This window comes from Halorubrum sp. AD140, from assembly GCF_034497445.1.
In the GTDB taxonomy this organism is placed as follows: domain Archaea; phylum Halobacteriota; class Halobacteria; order Halobacteriales; family Haloferacaceae; genus Halorubrum.
The window spans coordinates 1-1,495 of the sequence record NZ_JAXRUU010000178.1; the positions used below are offsets into that span (position 1 = coordinate 1).

At 69.6% G+C, this 1,495-nt stretch carries 3 protein-coding genes and 1 pseudogene; 3 read left to right on the forward strand and 1 reads right to left on the reverse strand.

The window, feature by feature from the left end:
- Positions 1-187, reverse strand: a pseudogene (locus tag U4E84_RS17150) (hypothetical protein); the annotation flags it as partial.
- A gap of 145 nt (positions 188-332) precedes the next feature.
- Between U4E84_RS17150 and U4E84_RS17155 the strand changes: the two are divergent.
- From U4E84_RS17155 to U4E84_RS17165, 3 genes are all read left to right on the forward strand, one after another.
- Positions 333-791 carry a DUF5796 family protein gene (locus U4E84_RS17155; RefSeq protein WP_322533313.1) on the forward strand — a complete coding sequence of 153 codons (459 nt, stop codon included), beginning with the start codon at positions 333-335 and terminating at the stop codon, positions 789-791.
- Between the two features lie 25 nt (positions 792-816).
- Positions 817-1,056, forward strand: a complete 240-nt coding sequence (locus U4E84_RS17160) for a hypothetical protein (RefSeq protein WP_322533314.1) — start codon at positions 817-819, stop codon at positions 1,054-1,056.
- 86 nt (positions 1,057-1,142) lie between these two features.
- The coding region (locus tag U4E84_RS17165; protein ID WP_322533315.1) for a ferredoxin at positions 1,143-1,495 on the forward strand (353 nt) is incomplete at its 3' end.

A 1,495-nucleotide genomic window follows, 5' to 3' on the forward strand; every position in this document is an offset into this window, starting at 1 on the left:
CGTTTCCGTCGTTTCCGTCGGAGTTCTCGCCGTCGTCTCCGCCGCCGTCGCTCCCGTCTCCCGCCTCCGGAGGGTCGTCCTCCGGGGCCGCGTCGGGGTACTCGACGCCCTCGACGCCGAGACATCCCGCGACCCCGCCCGCGAGACCGGCGCCGACGCCCAACAGGCCCCGTCGCGTCCGTTGCATAGACGTTCCTCGCGGCGGCGGGAACTTAAAGGTGGCACGCTCGATTCTCACGACCGAGACGCGCGTCGCGACCTCACTTTCGGTCACGGCCCCTCGACCGGCTCCGAGCGCGTCCCTTTTGAGGGACGCGACCCGAGCAGCGGGTATGTCAGCGCCTTCACGCAGCGACGTCCCGCCGACGTCTATCGGGATCGACCTCCGCGAGGAGGGGGTCGTCGTCGAGTACCTCGACGGGCGGACGACCCTCTACCGGGGCGTTCCGGACGCCGTCGAGGGGTCCGTAACCGCCGGCCCCGGAAAGGAGACGCACGTCCTCGTCACCGACCCGACCGAGACCGAGGGCGTGATGACGTACGTCAACGACTACAACACCGACGACGAGATCCTGGAGGACTCCGGCGTCGGCCGCGTCCTCGTCGACGACGGCGAGCGCGACGAGGTGTTCCCCGGCGTGCTCGTCGGACGGACCGGCCAGCGAAACGAGGTGATCGCGGACCCCGAGATCGCCGGCGGTCGCGTGTTCGTCTTCGTCGAGGACGGCTGGACCGAGGGTAGCTACGAGATCGTCGAGGGGCCCGAGGACGGGCTCGACGCGCACCGATGACCGCGACGTCGACGGATCCCACACGATGAGCCTCGCGAAGCCCTGGCGCGACCTCGACCGATCGACGGTCGGGAGCGCGCCGAGCCGCTACGCGCTGTACGAGCTGGGCGACGCCGACGGGGAGACGGTCGGGTTCGGGACGGGAGTCCTCCGCGACGAGCTGAAGGAGGCGCTGGCGTACGGAGACGCCGACAGGGTTCGGTGGGAGATCGCCGACTCGGCCGAGCACGCGGAGCGACTGCTCGCGGAGCACGTCGAGGAGTAGTCGGGAGGACCCTCGGGCTGCCGGGGCGAATCGCGCTCGCAGAGAACGACCGACAGACGAAAGTTCCGCGGTCGCCGAGGAACGGTATGAGCGACGAGGCGGACGCCGACGGCGACGAGGTGTTGCGCGCGAGCGACATCGGCGGCGAGGGACCGCCGATCGAGGAGAAGCCGTACAAGATCATTTTCGAGGCGAACAAGTGCTTCGGGGCGGGCAAGTGCGCCGAGGTCGCCGACAACTGGGTGATGGACGTTCAAAGCGGGATGGCGAAGCCGCGGTCCTACTACGTCGGCGAGGACGAACTGGCGGAGAACGTGCGGGCGGCGGAGGTGTGTCCCGCGAAGAAGGAGCAGGGGGTCATTCACGTCGTCGACCGCCGGACCGACGAGGAGATCGCACCGGACCCGCACGGCGACGGGACGCTCTCGGTCGACTGGTA